This is a genomic window from Streptomyces sp. NPDC008092 (assembly GCF_042957285.1).
Classification (GTDB): Bacteria; Actinomycetota; Actinomycetes; order Streptomycetales; family Streptomycetaceae; genus Streptomyces.
Genome location: NZ_JBIBHY010000028.1, coordinates 46,052 through 62,755, shown reverse-complemented (window position 1 = coordinate 62,755; position 16,704 = coordinate 46,052). Strand labels below are relative to the sequence as shown.

Below are 16,704 nucleotides of genomic sequence, written 5' to 3'. Positions count from 1 at the left end.
CGAATAGTCCTTCATCGCCATCGGCGGTCTTCTCGCTTCCTCCGGATCAAGCAGATCCAGTATCAGCGTGTCCACCACTCAGGGGGAGGCTCCGACCGCTATGCCGGGTTCATCGGCTGTGCCGGGCTGGATGGCCTTCTGGGGCACGCTCGCTGGAACCATCGGTCATGCCTCCTGTGGCATTCGGCGCATTGCCATTCATGTTGGAACCAGTCCCGGACATCTCGGGCCTGCGGCGTCCATGGTCACCTCCTAAAGCAACAGCACTTATATAAGTACTGTTACGGTGCGTCTCATGGTCAACCCCCATGCACTCGACCCGACGCAACAGAGCCGATGGCGGCCCCTGCGCCTGCTTCAGGCGTCCATGGACGCCGACATTGCCCAGGTCTACTCCGAGCAGCAGATCGACGGGCTCAAGCCCAGCTTTGTCATGGAACTGCTCCGGCTTCATGCCTGCGGACCCATGACCATCGCGGAACTGGCCGCGTCGGTCCAGCGCACGCATTCGGCGCTCAGCCAGAAAGTCGCCGCGATGCGCACGGCCGGCTGGGTCCAGACCGTCGTGGGCGACGACGCGCGCACCAGGAAGGTGACGCTCACCGACAAGGCCCGCCGCGTCGTGGACCGCCTGGCGGCGGAATGGCGGGCTACCGAGGCTGCCGTCGCTGACCTGGAGGCGGAGATTCCCTACCCGCTCTCCCAGGTCGTCACCGATATCGAGCGGGCTCTGGAGCGCAAGAGTTTCCACGACCGGATCGCCGAGAAGCTGGCGGAGGATCCCGCATGGGGCTGAAGCGCACGCTGATCGACGTGACTCCGTTACGGTCGTCACCGACGTTCCGGCGGTTGTGGATCGGGCAGACCCTGTCCGGTTTCGGCGGCCAGATGACACTCGTCGCCGTCATGTTCCAGGTCTGGGAGATGACGAAGAGCACCACGTGGACAGGCGCTGTCGGGCTGGCCCAGGCGATTCCCCTCGTCGCGCTCGGGCTGTTCGCCGGTTCACTCGTCGACCGGGTGGACCGCCGCAAGTTCTACCTGCTCACGGTCATCGGACAGGCCGCGTGTTCGCTCCTCCTCGCGCTCCAGGGCTTCCTCGGGCACGTTCCTGCCGCCGGTGTGCTGGCGCTGGTCGCACTCCAGTCCTGCTTCGGCGCAGGCAGCGGCCCCGCCTCGCGCACCTTCATTCCCCACCTCCTGCCCAAGCACCAACTGGCCGCGGGTTTGGCCCTGAGACGAATCGCCTTCCAGGGCGCCATGCTGCTCGGTCCCGCACTGAGCGGATTGCTCGTGGGCGGGCTGGGAGTTGGTGCCTGCTACCTGATCGATGCCCTGACCTTCATCGCCGCGCTCTACGGTGCGTTCGGCTTGCGGAAGATGGATCCAGGGGACGAGCCCGCACGACCCGGCATGCACGGAGTCCTGGACGGTCTGGCCTTCCTGGCGCGCACCCCCGTCATTCGCGGGGCCCTGCTCACAGACCTGGCCGCCACCGTGCTGTCGATGCCCGTCAGCCTGTTCCCCTTGATCAACGCCGAACGGTTCGGCGGCAACCCCCGCACTCTCGGACTGTTCCTCACAGCCATCGCCGTCGGCGGCGTTGCAGCGTCGCTGTTTTCCGGAACCTTCACACGGTTCCCCCGCCCCGGCTTGGCCATGCTTGGCGGATCCGCCACCTGGGGCGCAGCGCTGACACTGTTCGGCCTCTCGCCCAACCCATGGGCCGGTTTGACCTTCCTCGCCATAGCCGGCGCCGCCGACACCGTCTCCGTCGTCTCCCGGAGCACCGTCGTCCAGATGCACACCCCGCACGAATTACTCGGCCGCGTCAGCGCTGCCGAACAGATCGTCGGGCAAGCGGGACCCGACATCGGGAACATGCGCGGCGGTCTCGTCGCAGACGCCACCTCGGGAGCGGCAGCCCTCGTCAGCGGTGGCCTGCTCTGTCTCGGCGCCGTCGTCGTGGTGGGCGCCACCACGGCAGACCTGCGCAGTTCCTCCGCACCGCCCCATCCACACACAGCCGCAGCCGGCCCATGAGCCCCGCTCCGAGGCGCACAGTCACCGGTGCCAACCCTCGTGACCAGGTTCCGACCAACGTGTCACGGCTCATGTTGATCACCAGTCCTGAGCTCCAGGGCGGCCAAGCCATCATCCCGGGTGCGTTGCTGCTTATTCGGGGCTACTGATCCGCTTACGTGGCTATGGCGGCTTTCAGCGGGCTCTGTCAGCGATCACGGGGAGCCGTCACGGTCGGTCATGAGAGCAGGCTCATCTTCCTGAGCAAATCGAACTCGGCTCGGCCGTATAGCTGCCTTTTGATCTTTTTGATGCGATTCACGGCGCCCTCCGTGCCGCCGGAGCTCCAGCGGAGCGTGAGCCCGGCGATGACGGCGTCGAGATCGTTGGTGAGGCCGCGGGCGAAGCCGGTCAGTCCGGGCAGGTCGGCTGCGGCGGCCTCGTCGATCCAGGCGGGCAGAAAGACGCCGGTCTGCTGAGTGAGCATGTCGCCGAAGTCGCGCACGAGTTGGTGCGCGGTGGCTAGTTCGGGGCAGACGTCCAGCACCGCCTTGAGCTGCTGGTGTTCGTCCTCGGTGAGTGAGGTCGGGCGGCGGGTGAGCCAGCCGGTGACCTTGCGCGTGCTCATCGGCGCCGGGGGCGGCTGCGGGGTCCGGCGGGGCTGGTGAAGACCGTGCCGCGCCCAGTCGCGCAGCGTGGTGTAGGCGCCCGGCCAGCCGCGTTCGGCGAGTTCGCGATGCAGGGTCACGAGCGAGATGCGTCCGCGGGTCTCGGTGATGCGGCGGGTGAGGTAGGCGTGGTGGACATCGAGGCTGCTGCCACGTCGATTGCGCCCCGGGGAGACCTGCCGCCAGTGCTGGGCGCGGGCGTACCGCTGCACGGTGTGCCGGCCCCAGCCCAGGTGGCGGGCGATGGCCCGGATCCCCATGCCCTGCTCCAACAGGCCGTGGACCAGGGCGTGATGAGCCTGCAGCCGTGCAGCGAGGCGTCCGTCGCCGGGCGATGTCGCAGTGCGCGGTGACGGCTGCGGGGACTCGGCCACAACCGTCGCCGGTGGCGGTACGGTGAGGCACGAGCGGTGCGCGGCGACGCATTTCTCGACGGCCTGGCCGATGTTCTGCCACAAGTGGAAGCGATCCGCGACCTGACGGGCATGGGGCGCTCCGGCTGCGGCGCCCTCGGCGTACGCGCCGGCCCGGTCGCGGCACACGACCTCGACGCCAGGGTGCGCGAACAGCCAGGCGGTCAGCGGCCCGGCCTCACGGGTGGGCAGCACGTCGATGACCCGGTGCGTTTCCCCGTCGATCAGCACGGTGGCGTAGCTGTGGCCGCGCTTGATCGCGAAATCGTCGACACCGAGCACCCGAGGAGTCCCGTACGGCGGGTCGGGCATCGCCCGCACCCGCTCCAGCAGCCCCATCCGCCCCGCGGTGATGCCCAATGCAGCGGCCATACGCGCTCCAGCACGGCCGGCCAGAGCCAGGGCGATCACGTTCAGCAGCGTCCCCAGCCGATCGGTGCAGCGGGCATACGCACTGGTGAAACCCGGTATCTGCTCAGCGAACGTCTTCTGCCCGCACTTCGCGTTCACGCAGACGAACCGGCGGACCTCCAGCACGATCCGCACCTGGCAGTGATTCTTGAGCGTGTGCCACCGATGTTTGAGCAAACAGCGGCGAGGCCAGCCTTCTCCACAGCGTGTGCTTCCTGCCCCGCTTCGCCGCCGCCCTTGCTCGGGGGCGAGGCCGCCTTCGAGCAGGGGAGTCCGTCCCATCCTCCGAAGGATCCTGGAGAGCCCGGCGGCAGCCACCGCCCGGCTCCAACCGGGGCCGATCAGCTACCAGGGAACTCGTCATCGGGTAGGCACCGGAAACTCACGCTCCGCTCGACCTCGTGATCGCCGACTCCCGCGAGCAGGGTGAGACTGTGCCGACCCGGGCCCGGGCTATCCGTCCAGACTTCCAGGCCCTCGCCCACCTCCTGGCCGTCCAACAGCCAGCGACACTGCGGCGCATCGACCGGGCGGCCCGCCGAGTCCGCGACCCACGCCGACAGCTGGAACGTGCCCTCGGCCAGCAGAATCGCCCCGTCTGCCGGGTGCAGAATCGCAACCTCAGGCGGCCGCCGGGGTACGGACACCGCGACGGGCTCCGACGCAGCGGTGGAAAACCCATCGTGGACGAGTACGCGGATCAGCACCTCGCCGTCGGGTACACCCGCAAGGCCGAGCCGAGCGTGGCCTCCGCGCAGACCGGTCGCGAGGCCGTTCCATGTCGTGCCTGCGTCGGACGACCACTGCGCCCACGTGCCGGTGTCACGGTCGCCACCTTCCCAGCGCAGCGTCAGCCCCTCCTCGGTAGCCTCGGCCTCCACTCCGCGGGCCTCGGGGCCGGTTTCGGGAGCGTGCCGCTCCCACACCGTGTGCTCGCCCTCGTCGATCGCCAGCGCGGCTCCGAGATCGACATCGGGCACGTACACCTCGAACACGTACGGTGCGTCGTCCCCGTGGTCGTCGCAGCGGCACGAACAACCCTCCCCTTGAGGGGACAGGCGGCGGACCACCGCACGTGACAGCGTCTGCGCGTCGGCGTCGACCAGGCGGGCGGTGAGCGCCGTCGTGCGGCCGGGAGGCTGTCCCATCACGGACACCCGTGCCACGGACAGCACCTCGACCCGGCCCGGCTCGCGGACGATCCCGGTGATCGCGATGATCGGCTTCAATGGATTCAGCCCCCCTTCACGCGGGTCCCGGTAAAGGCCCTCAGGAAAGTGAGGAAAGTCCTTCGACCGTAGCCGTAGCCACGAGATGTCTCCCCGCACCCACTCCGCACCGAGGCGCGGGTGCAGGATTAGCCGTTTGTGCTGGTAGAGAGACATCCACTTCGGGCCGCAATAGGACATGTAGTCATGGGTTTTTGCTGGCGGCATGACGGTGCCGTCGGCGATGTCCAGGCCGTATTCGCCGATCGACGCCGGGTCGTAGGGCTCGTAGGTCGGATAGTTCGGGTCGGTCGCACCGGCATCTCCGCAGGGTGTGTGGGCGAATCCATACCCATGCCCGATCTCGTGCATCAGGGCGAACTCATCGCCCACCATTGCTGCCCCGAGACCGGCGGTCCCACAGCCGGGCACGTTGAGCGGAATCCCTATGGGCAGCAGCCCGTAGTAAACGACGTCGGACTTGTTGCCATCATTGTTCCGGCCATCGGCTAGTGCTGCGAGCAGCGCGTCCCAGTTGGGAGAACAACAGCCAGGGCAGGAGCGCGAGTCGTCCAGCGGGCGGTCCCACGTGAGCTCCCCCGTAATGGTGAACTCACCGGTCGCCTGCACCGGCATCGCGCGCAAGGCAAACGCGGAGGTCGCGGCGAGGTCGGCCAGCTTGGGGGCCGGTAGATCGAAGGGGGTGGGGGACGGACCCGCCGTCGAGGGGCCTTTGTAGTGCACGGGGATGCCGCGCACACGCAGGGTCTGGCGGAGTGTCGCGTCGATATCCAGGGTCTGGGGGAGGTACTTCGTGCCGTCCTCTCCCCAGATGCGGACCGTGAGCCGCAGGTCGCCCCAGAATTCGTCGGAAGGGATGACGAAATTGAGGGTGTCTTGGATATCGGCGCGCTCGGTCGCGTAGTCGGGCGTCGAATGGGCGGTCACGACACCAGGCCAGAGCGCCTTCCATGACATCGTCGAGGGCGGGTACTGAGAACTGAGCCGGCGACGACGCTGGATCTCTAGCGCCCCGACGATGCCCGGTTCGTCGCCGGACCAGCTGCGCACGTAGACACGGACCCACGCAGCCTTGTTCGCGATCAGGCGTACCGAATTGTCGGGCCCACGATCGGACGGATCGGTCAAATGACGGTCCGCTTGGTAGTACTGAATCGACTGTGTGACCTCGATGCCTTCGATCCAAACGGGCAGGATTAGCGGCACAAACGAGCCCAACACGTCCGAGAGGCGCGACAGCAATTTGAAGTCGGACATGGCGACCTCCGGTTCGGTGCGTCGACGGCGCCGCCGACGTACCCATGCAAGTGGGAGACCTGCCTGTGCGGTGGGATTCCGCCCGTGTGTTAGTGCGAAATGCCGCTTACGGAGCACTCACCGAGGTGGCTAGCTGTGGCGGCATCCCGCGACGCCTGGCGGCATATCCCCACGCTCACCTAACCGCGCAGCTGTCGTCCTACATGGCACGCACCCCGACGGGAGAGGCGTGCCCACCCCCTGGGACTGCACCCAGCGGTGCGCGCCTGCGCGGCCATGGCCCACCCTTGCGCCGGGCTGTTCGCCTTCCTCATTACGAGACGGGCCGACGCCTGGCACACGTTCGGGTACCCACCTGGGCGAGGTGAAGAAGCCGCTTCCCACTCCTGCTGCTCAATCTTCGATGGCGCGGACTCGCATCCATCAAGGTCCGATGGCACGCAGGCAAGGTTCGCTGTCACAGGACAGTCACACCTGCCCCTACACGCGCCTAACTTCCTCACCTTGAAAATCGAACACATGGTTGAGTCTAGCCATGAGTCTCATGCCATACCCGCCCGACCTCATACGCGTTCAGCACAGGTGGAACCGCACCTACGCGGCTATGGAGCGCCGACCGATACAGACGGCTGTGCTCCGCCGCGACCTGCACGTACTGAGCGCCCGGCTGGCCACTCACCCCTTCTGGCGCTCGGCGGCCGGCCGGTCGCCGGCGGCCCGGGTCGACCTCCGGCGGCACGTCTGGGCCCTGGAGGAGGCGATGGACAACCTGACGGATCAGCAGGAGCGCATCGTCGAGTGCATCAGGGGCCACGAGGGGACGCCGTCGATGAGGGAGATCGGCGAGAGCGTAGGGCTGGCCAGCACGGCGTCGGTCGCCTACCAGCTGGAGCGTCTGGCCGAACTCGGCGTCATCAAGCGCGGCCCGGAGGAGCGTGATGGCCGGATCCGCCGCCGCCCCATCACTCTCTGCTGGTGACCAACGCGTCCCCAGATGCACCCATAGCACCGCAATACGCCCCAGTGCTCCAACGCCTCCTCCGGAGCCGAAGACCGTACGGCCGTGGCAGGCAGCGACTGGCGGCTGCCCTCGGGGTTGGCGGGCTTCCTGGCGCGCCGGTCTCACCCGTCGGCAAAGCCGATCATGACGGACCAGCCCGCCAGGACTTGGACGACAGAGCCCCGGATTCCGGGCTGTGGAATCCGGGGCTCTGAGTCATGGAGCGGGGTGGAGTGCGGGTCAGCTCTCGGTGGAGTCATCTGTGGGGCTCTCCGTGTGGGGGTGGCGTGCCAGGAGGAGAGCGCCTCCGCCTGCTGCTGTCAGTACGGCTGCGCCGCCGATCAGCCACGGTGTGGCGTCGGCTCCGGTGTGGGCGAGGGAACCTGTCGGCGCCTTCGGCGTCGAGTCGCCGACCGACGTCGCCGCGACGGATGAGGAGTCGGGCTCCGGTGTGTCGCTGCCCGAGGCCGACGGCGTGGTGCTTCCGGTACCGCTTCTTGGCCTATCCGGACTCGGCGGGGAGTCGGTGGGCTGGTGCGTCGGCTTGTCTGAGGGATCGGGCTTCGGATCGGTGGCCGTCTTGGCGTTGGTGACGGTCACGGTCACCGGGGCTCCGGGACCTGCGGTGAACGTCTTCGTCGGCTTGTGTAGGCCGTAGCCGGCGGGGGCCTTGATCTCCTTGACCCAGAACTGCGTCCTGCGGCTCGACACGGGCAGTTCGCCGGGGGCCGTGCCCTTGGCGCCGGTGGTCAGGGTGAGCAGCGTGGAGGTGCCGGTGCCGATGTTCACGGTCGCGCCGGGCAGGAGCTTCCCCGTCTCGTCGTCCTTGGCCTGCAGGAGGACCTTGGCGGTCTTGAACGGGTCGGTGATCGTCAGCCGGGTGGTCGCGCCCGGGGTGACGATGACGTCCTGGTCGGCGACGACCTCGTGGAGCGGGCTGCCGGTGGCCGTCTGCTTGAGCCGGTAGACGCCCGGCGCGAGGCCGGGGAAGGTCAGCTTCCCCTGGGCGTCGCTGTGTCCGCGTCCGGCTTCCTGGCCGGTGGAGCCGAGCAGCTGGAACACCGCACCGGGTACAACGTCGCCGGCCGTGTCCTTCGTGGTGATCTCGACGCTGCCCGCGTCCAGGGCCGGGGTCTCGGCGGGAGCGGCGGAGACCGAGGGGGTCGCCTCGGAGGGCTCGGCGCTCGCGGCCGGCGCCCAGTTCAGGATGCCGGCCGCCGCGACGGCGACGCCAGCAGCGGATCGGGCGCGGCGTGCGTGCACGAGGAAGAGGACTCCTTGGGACTGGGGACGGGGAAGGTCATCGAGTGTGGCCGGAGACCGGGGCAGGAAGCGGCGGGGCGACAGGGGTGGTGCCGTTCGGCTGCTTGCCTGTCGGGGTGGCGACGTAGAGGGCGCGTCGGGTCTGGACGGGGACGTCCTGGACGGTGCGGTGCAGTGGGTCGGTGGAGATGAGCGAGGCGGTGAAGGCCGCGACGAGCGTGGTGGGCGTCCGGAAGGAGAAGTCGGCCTTCCAGTGCGGTTCGCTGGGGTGTCCGCCCCAGGCTCGCCAGGCCGGCCCGTTGGAGCCGCTGATGTCGTAGCGGTGGCGCACGCCGCCGAGTCCTTCCGGAGTGAGGAAGGTCTGTGTGCCGTCGGTCTTGACGTCGTGGCTCCAACCACGGGTGAGCAGCGGTGCGTACACCTCGTGTAGCGCCGTCTCGTCCTGGAACAGCCGGTCCTGGTCGCTGTGCCGGTCTTCGAGGTAGAGGTCGAGCAGCTCGGTGTGGACGTCGTGGACCAGCTCGGCGGGGATGGTGGCGTCGAAGGTAATCCACCAGTCCGATGGGAGGGACGGGGCCCTGTGGGCGGTGATCATCCACGTGCCCTTGCCGGGCTTGTCGGGCTGGGGGTCGTAGGTGGTCTGCAATCGCAGGCACGGGCTGAACGCGGCTGCCGGACCGTGCTCGGTCTGGGCGAACGGCCAGCCCTCGTCGTAGGGGAAGGCCCACGTGGTGCGCGGGTCGACGACGCCGGGCCCGGCAAGGTGGCGGGGAAGGACCTGCACAGGGTGGGCCGGGTCGAGGTTCTCGAAGGGGTGGGTCATCACGGGCAGGGCTCCTGCTGAAAGGTACGGAACGGCTGGGCCGGTGGTGTGGGCCCGGCTCAGCGGGCGCGGGTGCCGTTGCGGGTGGCCAGCGCGGCGGGAGCCGGTTGCGCAGATCGACCTGCGGCGCGGCTCGGGGCGGAGGTGTTCCAGGCGCCGGGGAACCAGACGGCGGTGTACTGCTCGATGGCGTCGCGCAGTCCGGTGGTGACGGCTCCCTCCCACGGGGGCCGTCCGGGGCGGTGGTACGTGCCGAAGGTGGCGTACTGCTTGGTGTTCGGCGGGGTGTTGGTCGCTTCGTCGCGGCGGTGGAAGGTGCCGTGGTGGAGGAAGCTGAGGGCGACCGCATCGATCTCGCCGCGGTCCCGGTGGATGACCGCCAGGCGCAGGCCGCCGTAGGTGTCCGCGTGGATGGTGCCGGTGAAACTGATCCGCAGCCTCAGCGGTTGGCCGGGGACGGGGGTGGCGAAGTAGGTGTTGCCCACGACGGTGTGGTCGTGGAAGGGGAGGAACAGTTCGGCGAAGAACTCCGGGGCCTGCAGGGACAAGATCGATCTCCAGTAGGGGGTGGGCTGGGTTCTATCGGCGAGGGCCGGGCAGGGCTGGTCGGCTGGTGGTGCTCCAGCGCGGGATGCTGGACGCGGGGAGCGCGGCCGGGCGGCGGGACGCGGCGGCCCGCTGCACATCGAGTGGGGTGGGGGCCGGCGGTCCGGGCGGAAGGATCGGGGTGAGCTGGGCCAGGCCCTCGATGTAGCTGAAGGTGTCCTCGCGCCACCGGGGCAGTGGAGCCGGATCGGCGACGCACGCGGTGACGGCCGTGAGCAGAGCGACGGGGGTGTCGGTGCTGGCCGTGGCGTACCACAGGGGCCGGTTGGTGGAGTTGCCCGCCCACATCTGCCAGCGGGCGTCGCGCGTGGTCAGTTCGGCTTCCGGGTCGAGGTCGCCGGTGGTGAACTCCAGGCCGGCGAGTGCGTCCGGGGCCTGGATGGCGAAGACGCCCCAACGGGGGCGGTCGATCTCCCAGCCCCCTTTCAGGAGGGGCACGACGGCGAGGAAGGGATCGTGTTCGTCGCTCCCGGAGACCGGCCGGGCGAGGTAGGCGTCCGGTCCTTGCTGGTACGCCGTGGCGAGGGCGGTGGTGAATGCCTGGACGAACTCGGTGGGGACGCGGTCGTTGAAGCAGACGCCCCAGGTCGGCGGACCGAACGGGTCGCGGTAGGCATTGATGCGCCAGAGCCCGTCGTCCTCGCCCTCGGGAAGGTAGCCCAGGCGGACCTTGCGGTCGGGTGCGTTGACGTAGACGTTGCCGAGGTCGTCGTGGTGGAAGTCCCAGCCGAGGTCGGTGAGGGGGGCGAGGGCGGGGTCGCCGATTCCGGTGGTGGAAGCGAGGTGGCGCGGGGAGACGAAGACGTCTCCGTCGATCGTGCGCAGGTCGTCGTGAGAGGTCACAGGTTCCTGAAGGGGAGGGCGCGGATGGTTCAGGCGGCGAGCATCAGGGATTCCTGGAGGGCGTCGCTGGAGCCGGTGTAGTGCAGGGTCCGCAGGCCCGAGCGGGAGGCGGACTGGCAGTTGTCGGCGCGGTCGTCCACGAACAGAACGCGTCGTGGATCGCGAGCTCCGGTGACCCGTATGGCGTGTTGGTAGGCGGCGGGGTCGGGCTTGCACACCTCAAGGCTGGCTGAGTACAGCGCCTGGGTCATCAGGCGTCGCCACCCGTGGGTGTCGAGGACGGTACTGAGATGGGCGGGTGCGTTGGACAGCAGCACCATCGGCAGTCCGGTGGCGTGGGCGCGGCGCAGGACGGCCAGGACGCTCTCGTCGGTCTCGGTCCACATGTTCGTGTCCGCGGCGAGGAGTTCGCGCAGCAGGCGGGGGCCGGGGTGGGCGCCGAGGACGCGCGCCCAGTACGCCAGGTCGCTGAGCTGGCCGGCGTCGTAGAGGTCGCGGGCGTTCCAGAAGGCCCGCTGGAAGCCGGCGAGATCGTCTTCGGGCCAGGAGGCGGTGCGGGCCAGGCTCAGCCAGTGGGCGCGGGTGGGCTGTCTTCCGATGACGCCGTTGTAGTCGAGGATGACGGCGTCGAGGCTGGTGGGGTGGGTCAAGGGGCGGTGTTCTCCAGGGCACGGCGAGCGAGGGCGGCGAGAGCGGCTGCGAGGAGGGCGGGCAGCAGCAGGGCCGTGGGCAGGGTGGTGAGGCTGGCGAGGGCGCCGATGAGGGCGGGGCCGGCGAGCAGGCCGAGGTAGCCAGTGACGGACACCGTGGCGACGGCCCTCGGACCGTGGCTCCCGGCGGCGGTGATCAGGCAGGGGACGGTGCCGGACAGGCCGAGCCCGAAGACCGCCCATCCGGCCAGCGCCGCCGGCACGCTGTCGGCCAGGACACCGGTGGCCAGGCCGGTGGCGGCGACCACCGCGCCGGCGCGGACCACGGCAGGGGCGCCGAAGCGGGTCGTGTGCCGGTCGCCGGTCAGCCGGCCGATCGCCATGCCGGTGCTGTAGAGGGCGAAGGCACTCGCGGCGAGGGCCGTACCGGCGTGCAGGGCGTGCACGTGCACGGCGGCCCAGTCAGCTGCCGCTCCCTCCCCCAGCAGGCTGGCAGCCGCCAGCGCACCCAGCAGCCACACCCTCCCCGTCGTACGGTGCCTTCCCTCGTGCGGGCTCAGGGGTATGGGGTCGGTGCCGCTCACCGTCAGGGTGCGCGGCACGGCCGCGAGCACGCCCACCGTCAGTGCGGCACCGACCGCCAGGAACAAGGTGCTGTGGCCTGTGCCGGCGGTGGTGGCGGCCAGGGCGGCGCCGCCCAGCGCGCCGATCGAGTACGCGGCGTGCAGGGACGACATGATGGGCTTGCCGTAGGCGTGCTGGCAGCGGACGGCCCCGGTGTTGGCGGCGACGTCCAGGACCCCGTGCGCGGCGCCGAAGGCCAGCGCCGCGGCAAGCAGCGAGGCCAGCGTCCGGCATTGGCCGAGCACGGCGAGGGCTGCCGCCAGTGCGACCGCTCCGCCGATCAGGAGCACGGGAAGGCGTCCGGGCCGGGCGAGCCGGCCTCCGGCCTGCAGCCCGGCGACCATGCCGGCAGCGGCGGCGAGCAGGACGAGGGAGAGGCTGGCGGTCGTGAGGTGGGCGGCGTGCTGGACGGCCGGCATCCGGGCGCCCCAGACCGCCATCACCACACCCAGACCGAGGAAGTAGCCAGTCAGCACGCCACGGCTGCGCCGGAGGGATACGTCGCTGTGGCTCATGCAGGGCGCCCTCCAGCGACACGCTCGTCGGCCGGGAGGGGCTGTACGTGGATCCGGGTGCGGCGGACCGCTTCCTCGGCGCGGGCCTGTGCGAGGTCTGCGCTGGGCGCGGTGGTGATCAGGTAGCCGATCCGCGCGGTCCACATGTTGCCGCCGTCGGCCGGAAGGAGCAGTTGGTCGCCGACCTGGCGTTGGAAGTGCACGCGGTGCAGCCAGTCCGGGGTGGCGTCGAAGCCGAGGTGGAGCAGGGTGCCGGAAGTGTCCGGGTAGAGCAGTTGGATCGCGGCGGCCGAGGATCTGGTCGGGGTGAGGTCGGGGGCCCGGCCGCAGGCGATGTCGGCGGCGGCGCGCGGCAGGTCGATCCCGGTCGCGAGCCGGACGAGGTGGCCGATCATGTCGCCGCCGATCCGCCCGTTGACCTCGACGAGCCGCGGCCGGCCGTCGACCATGCGCATCTCGACATGGCTGACGCCGTCGGTGATCCCCAGTGCGCGGATCGCGGCCCGCGCCGCGGGGGTCACGACGTCGAGCAGCGGGTCTGCGGCGTCCACGCAGTGGGCCAGTTCCTCGAAGAACGGCGGAGCGCTGACCGTCTTGCGGGTGACCGCGACGACGGTGGTCTCGCCGCGGTAGGTGACGCACTCGACCGACGCCTCGGGCCCGTCGAGATACTCCTCCACGAGCACGCTGGTGGACTCCCGCCCGAGCCCGGCCGCGTGGTCGGCGAACGCGAAGGCCGCGGTGAGCTGTTCGGGGGTGTCGGCGCGGATCACGCCGATACTGGCCGCGTGCGCGGCGGGCTTCAGCACGAGCGGGTAGCCGATCCGCCGGGCCGCCGTCTCGGCCTCGGCCAGGGTCCGCACGCTCACCGAAGCGGCCGATGGAACGCCGTGGCGTGCGAACAGCGCACGGGAGGTGGCCTTGTTGCGGCACGCCTGCATGGCCTCCGGGGCGGTCGTGGGCAGGCCGAGCTGGCGGGCGAGGCGGGCCACGGGCACGAGGTACCACTCGGTCCAGGTGAACACCCCCGCCAGGTCGTAGCGTTCGGCCAGAATCCGGCCGGCGGCGGACAGCGCGGCCTGGTCGGCCGGGTCGCAGAGGACGACGCAGTCGCGCAGGTACGGCGTCTCCCATGACGGTTCTTCGCTGGTGATCAGGACCACGTCATAGGCGGCGGCCACGGACTGAAGGCAGTACGCGCGGTATGCCTCGGCCTCCATGTCGGCTGCGGCAACGACGAGGACGACGGGGCGGTCGGACAAGAGCAAGCTCCTTGGGTGCGGAGGAGGGAGAGGCGCGGGGAGAGCAGGCGAACCGCGGTGGCACCGGGACAGGTGCACGGTCGGCCCGGAGGGGTGGGGCCTGGGGCCGAGGGCGCTCACGCAGGCGGTCTTCGGCCGGCGGAGGGCGCGAAGGAGGTGGAGTGGAAGGGGTGTCAGGCAGCGCGGCGGCGGCGCAGTTCGAACACGTCGGCCCAGTGGGGGTGGTTGTCGATCAGGCGGAGGGCGTAGAGGGCGGTGTATTTGTTGTTCAGCCCGGATACGCCGTACGGAAGTTGGCGGCGCAGGTCCTCGAACAGGTCCTTCAAGTTGACGCGGGTGGCGCCGGCGGCCAGGCGGCGGGCGGCCATGGGTTCCAGAGCGCAGTAGACATGCGGCTTGTGGGCGTCGAAGGCGGGAGCTGCTCGGTGATGGTGCGGCCGGTCGCGCGGTGCGACCCGAGGGCGGCGATGGACATGAAGTTCTGCACAGGCTGGGGCGCAGCGGGTTCAGGTGCGCAGGGCGGGATCGGTGCGCAGGTGGGCGAAGGCGCAGAGCAGGCCGAGGGCCTGCAGGACCGCGCAGGCGGTGATGACGTGGCCCAGCGCGTCGGGCGGGGTGAGCGCGGTGAGCACGCCGGCGACGGGAAAGGGCAGCAGGAGGATGAGAATCGTCGCCGACAGGGTGCTGCCGAAGCTGTCCGGAGGGATCAGCCGGGAGCGCAGAGTACGCAGGACGACCGCCAGGCCGCCGTCGGCCGCCATGAGGACGGCGACCAGGACCAGGTAGGACAGGTAGTCGGGGGCCTGGGCAGCGGCGAGGCAGCCGAGCGAGGCGAGGGCGGCGCAGGTGGCGCCGACCGGCCACAGGCCGAGGCGCTCCAGGGCGAACCGACAGAGCGTGACGCTGAGGAGCGTCGCTGCGGCAGCGGCGGACCAGACCAGGCCGACAGCGGTGGTGGACTGCCCGAAGTGCTGGACGACGATCACGGGGCCAGCCGCCTGGAACAGGCCGGTGGCCAGGTTGGACAGGGTCAGCCCGGTCACGAGCCAGCCGAGCGCGGGCAGCGAGCGGATGGTGCGCCACCCGGCGAGCAGTCCGGCGCCGGACTTCCCCTTCTGCACACGGGCCGGTGCCACAGGCGAAGGCGGGGTGCGCAGGGCGAGCAGCGCGGCAAGCAGCGACAACACGGTGATCACCGCAAGCATCAACGGCGGACCGGCGAACAACAGCACGCCGACGAGCGCCGGACCGACCAGGGTCGCCGTCTGGTCGATGGCGAGCAGGACGGCCTGCACACGGTGGGCCCGCTGTCCTGCTCGGCGTCCGGCGGCGGCGCCCGCGGTCTCGGCCGCGATATAGCTGAACTCGGTGAGTACGCCGGTCGTTGCCGCCAGCACCATCACGGTCGCGCTCGCTACGGTGCCGGACGGGTGGAGGTAGAGCAGGATCGCGCCAGCGGCCAGAGCCAGCGCCCGGCCCAGGGCGGCCCGGTGGAAGACGACCGAGGCACCGCGCCGGTCGACAACCGATCCGGCCCACCCGAACGCAGCAAGCCGCGGGATCCATTCCAGAGCGAAGGCGGCACCTGTCAGCGCGGCGGATCGCGTCGTGGCCAGGACCAGCAGCGGGATGCCGTAGGTGGACATCGCGAACGCCAGCGCGTCCGCCGTGCGCGGCAGGTAGATGCTGCGCAGCAGCCCGCCGGTGTGACGCGCGTACCGGGGTGTGACCGCTGTGCTCACGCGACCGGCTCGGGTTCGGACACCCTGGCTACCTGGGGGTTGTCGGCCAGCCACCGGATCAAGAGCATGTGGAGACGGCCCAGACCCGCCGCGCCTCCGTCGCCGACCAACGAGGACGGGTTGTCGGCGGGCTCGGCGGTGAGCGATGGTGTCAACAGGTCGAGGACGTGCCGGATACGGCTGCTGAACTCGCAGACGGGGGCGGGGACCGTGTGGCGCCGGGCCCAGCGGGCCATCGCGTCGTACAGATCGGCCAACTCCGTTCCGGTCTGGGTCAGTTCCAGACCGGCGCCGGGCGTGATCCGGATGAGACCGTGGGCGTGGGCCGTGTCGGATGCGCTGCGCAGTTGGTGCGCGGAGAGGTCGGACAAAGTTGCGGCCAGCCGTCGCGGCGGTATGGCGCCGTTGTCGTCGATCTCGGTGACCAGACGGACCAAGGGCCGCGAGGCGAGCAGGTCGACAGCGCGCAACGCTTCGGCAGAGGTAATGGCGGTGCTCATCGGCGCGGGCCTCCCACCGGGATGGCTGCCTTGGGATGGGCGGTCGCGGCGTGCGAGAAAAGATCCCGGTTGTGCCAGGCCGGAGAGGACTGGGGTGTCCGAGCGGGCGGGATAGCGGTGGAGGCCGGCCTCGACTGGCTGCTGATCCATGGCCTCGGCGCGGGCTTCGCCTGCGAGTGCCCCCAGACCGGGTGCTGGGCGGCTTCGTCGAGGGGCTGCCCGGCGGACCAGGCGGACAGGGCGCCGAGCACCGGGCCCAGGCCATCACCAGCTGCGGACAGCCGGTAGGGCCGGCCCATGCCGTCGGTGTCGGCCAGGCCGTCGGCGACGAGCTGCCGCAGCGGCGGGTAGATGTTGGTCCAGTCGCTGCTGGGCATCACGATCCGGGCCAGGGCCCGGCCGCTGACCTCCTCGCGGGACTTCAGCACCCACAGGATGGCGGCGGCGTGGCGCCGGGTGAGGAGGGTGAGGCTGTCCTCGATCTGCTCGATCGCGGGCAGCGGGCCGTCCGGCGTCTCCAGATGCTCCTCGGCCCAGGTGACGATCATCGGCAGCACCGGCAGCAGAGCGGCCCCACGCTGGGTGTGGCCGTAGGTCACATGCCGGGCGTCATGCTCAGCGCGCTCGACAAGACCGGCGTCACACAGCGACTTGATCTTGGGGTGGAGCTGGCCGCTCTGCAGCCAGGACATCTTGGCCGCCAACTCGCTGTAACGCAGCGGCCGACCCCAGAGAGCCAGCAGGATCCTCACGTTCCAGCGCGGGGTGATCATGGCGAGGGCCTCGGTGACCCGCGCGATGTCGGCGTCGGTGTCAGGGGGCAGAGCGGTGGTGGCCAAGGGAGGAACTCCTGGGTGATTGAGAAGGGGGGCGCCT

15 protein-coding genes and 1 pseudogene are annotated in these 16,704 nt (G+C 70.2%); 3 read left to right on the top strand and 13 right to left on the bottom strand.

Annotated features, from left to right (window positions below; translation table 11 throughout):
• Positions 1-295 precede the first annotated feature (295 nt).
• Positions 296-796, top strand: a complete 501-nt coding sequence (locus tag ACFZB3_RS48600) for a winged helix DNA-binding protein (RefSeq protein ID WP_391390035.1) — start codon at positions 296-298, stop codon at positions 794-796.
• On the top strand, positions 787-2,043 hold the full coding sequence (locus ACFZB3_RS48595; protein WP_391390033.1) for an MFS transporter: 1,257 nt from the start codon (positions 787-789) through the stop codon (positions 2,041-2,043). The genes ACFZB3_RS48600 and ACFZB3_RS48595 overlap by 10 nt, the downstream gene beginning before the upstream one ends.
• Positions 2,044-2,260: 217 nt before the next feature.
• On the opposite strand, the gene ACFZB3_RS48590 is transcribed toward ACFZB3_RS48595, so the two are convergent.
• Positions 2,261-3,649 carry an ISL3 family transposase gene (locus ACFZB3_RS48590; RefSeq protein WP_391390031.1) on the bottom strand — a complete coding sequence of 463 codons (1,389 nt, stop codon included), beginning with the start codon at positions 3,647-3,649 and terminating at the stop codon, positions 2,261-2,263.
• 206 nt (positions 3,650-3,855) lie between these two features.
• Positions 3,856-6,000, bottom strand: coding sequence for a hypothetical protein (locus tag ACFZB3_RS48585; protein ID WP_391390029.1), 2,145 nt, complete (start codon positions 5,998-6,000; stop codon positions 3,856-3,858).
• Positions 6,001-6,631: 631 nt separating this feature from the next.
• Between ACFZB3_RS48585 and ACFZB3_RS48580 the strand changes: the two genes are divergently transcribed.
• Entirely contained in the window at positions 6,632-6,979 is a 348-nt protein-coding gene (locus ACFZB3_RS48580) for a MarR family transcriptional regulator (RefSeq protein WP_391390027.1), read from the top strand.
• A 261-nt stretch (positions 6,980-7,240) separates the two neighbouring features.
• Here ACFZB3_RS48580 and ACFZB3_RS48575 read toward each other — a convergent pair whose 3' ends face one another.
• The 11 genes and pseudogenes from ACFZB3_RS48575 to ACFZB3_RS48525 form a co-directional block, all read right to left on the bottom strand.
• Complete coding sequence (locus ACFZB3_RS48575) at positions 7,241-8,263, bottom strand: SpaA isopeptide-forming pilin-related protein (protein WP_391390025.1); 1,023 nt, start codon at positions 8,261-8,263, stop codon at positions 7,241-7,243.
• Positions 8,264-8,300: 37 nt separating this feature from the next.
• The gene (locus tag ACFZB3_RS48570; protein ID WP_391390023.1) at positions 8,301-9,086 is read right to left on the bottom strand and encodes a DUF317 domain-containing protein; all 786 of its coding nucleotides are present in this window, start codon (positions 9,084-9,086) and stop codon (positions 8,301-8,303) included.
• A gap of 59 nt (positions 9,087-9,145) precedes the next feature.
• Positions 9,146-9,634 carry a hypothetical protein gene (locus tag ACFZB3_RS48565; RefSeq protein WP_391390022.1) on the bottom strand — a complete coding sequence of 163 codons (489 nt, stop codon included), beginning with the start codon at positions 9,632-9,634 and terminating at the stop codon, positions 9,146-9,148.
• Positions 9,635-9,665: 31 nt separating this feature from the next.
• On the bottom strand, positions 9,666-10,535 hold the full coding sequence (locus ACFZB3_RS48560) for a DUF317 domain-containing protein (protein ID WP_391390020.1): 870 nt from the start codon (positions 10,533-10,535) through the stop codon (positions 9,666-9,668).
• A gap of 29 nt (positions 10,536-10,564) precedes the next feature.
• Positions 10,565-11,185, bottom strand: coding sequence for an HAD-IA family hydrolase (locus ACFZB3_RS48555; protein ID WP_391390018.1), 621 nt, complete (start codon positions 11,183-11,185; stop codon positions 10,565-10,567).
• Positions 11,182-12,324, bottom strand: coding sequence for an MFS transporter (locus ACFZB3_RS48550; protein WP_391390016.1), 1,143 nt, complete (start codon positions 12,322-12,324; stop codon positions 11,182-11,184). Before ACFZB3_RS48550 ends, ACFZB3_RS48555 begins: the two co-directional genes overlap by 4 nt.
• Positions 12,321-13,544, bottom strand: coding sequence for an ATP-grasp domain-containing protein (locus ACFZB3_RS48545; protein ID WP_391390046.1), 1,224 nt, complete (start codon positions 13,542-13,544; stop codon positions 12,321-12,323). The genes ACFZB3_RS48550 and ACFZB3_RS48545 overlap by 4 nt, the downstream gene beginning before the upstream one ends.
• Positions 13,545-13,759: 215 nt before the next feature.
• Positions 13,760-14,061: pseudogene (locus ACFZB3_RS48540) on the bottom strand (hypothetical protein).
• Between the two features lie 31 nt (positions 14,062-14,092).
• Entirely contained in the window at positions 14,093-15,328 is a 1,236-nt protein-coding gene (locus ACFZB3_RS48535; protein WP_391390014.1) for an MFS transporter, read from the bottom strand.
• Positions 15,325-15,828: a regulator gene (locus ACFZB3_RS48530; protein WP_391390012.1), complete on the bottom strand. Its 504-nt coding sequence runs from the start codon at positions 15,826-15,828 to the stop codon at positions 15,325-15,327. Before ACFZB3_RS48530 ends, ACFZB3_RS48535 begins: the two co-directional genes overlap by 4 nt.
• Positions 15,825-16,667, bottom strand: coding sequence for a winged helix-turn-helix transcriptional regulator (locus ACFZB3_RS48525; protein WP_391390010.1), 843 nt, complete (start codon positions 16,665-16,667; stop codon positions 15,825-15,827). The genes ACFZB3_RS48530 and ACFZB3_RS48525 overlap by 4 nt, the downstream gene beginning before the upstream one ends.
• Between the last annotated feature and the right edge of the window lie 37 nt (positions 16,668-16,704).